This is a genomic window from Streptomyces polyasparticus (assembly GCF_014493765.1).
In the GTDB taxonomy this organism is placed as follows: Bacteria; Actinomycetota; Actinomycetes; order Streptomycetales; family Streptomycetaceae; genus Streptomyces; species Streptomyces polyasparticus.
Genome location: NZ_JACTVJ010000144.1, coordinates 1 through 686, shown reverse-complemented (window position 1 = coordinate 686; position 686 = coordinate 1). Strand labels below are relative to the sequence as shown.

Genomic DNA, 686 nt, shown 5'->3' with positions numbered 1-686 from the left:
TCGCTGACCGAAGAGGTCGTCGACGAGTTCCGTTCCCGGTTCGTGATCGAGCCGCTGGAGCCGGGCTTCGGTTACACCCTGGGCAACTCGCTGCGTCGTACGCTCCTCTCCTCGATTCCGGGTGCGGCGGTCACGTCCATCCGTATCGACGGTGTCCTGCACGAGTTCACCACCGTGCCGGGCGTCAAGGAGGACGTCACCGACCTCATCCTGAACATCAAGCAGCTGGTCGTCTCCTCGGAGCACGACGAGCCGGTCGTGATGTACCTGCGCAAGCAGGGTCCCGGCCTGGTCACCGCTGCTGACATCGCCCCGCCGGCCGGTGTCGAGGTACACAACCCCGACTTGGTGCTCGCCACGCTCAACGGCAAGGGCAAGCTGGAGATGGAGCTGACCGTCGAGCGCGGTCGCGGCTATGTCTCCGCCGTGCAGAACAAGCAGGTGGGCCAGGAGATCGGCCGGATCCCGGTCGACTCCATCTACAGCCCCGTGCTCAAGGTCACCTACAAGGTCGAGGCGACCCGAGTCGAGCAGCGCACCGACTTCGACAAGCTGATCGTCGACGTCGAGACCAAGCAGGCCATGCGCCCGCGCGACGCCATGGCGTCCGCCGGCAAGACCCTGGTCGAGCTGTTCGGTCTGGCGCGCGAGCTCAACATCGACGCCGAGGGCATCGACATGGGCCC

General features: G+C 66.0%; 1 protein-coding gene. It reads left to right on the top strand.

Annotated features, from left to right (window positions below; genetic code table 11):
* Positions 1-686: DNA-directed RNA polymerase subunit alpha (locus tag H9Y04_RS45890; protein ID WP_187820182.1), on the top strand; the 686-nt coding region annotated here is incomplete at both ends.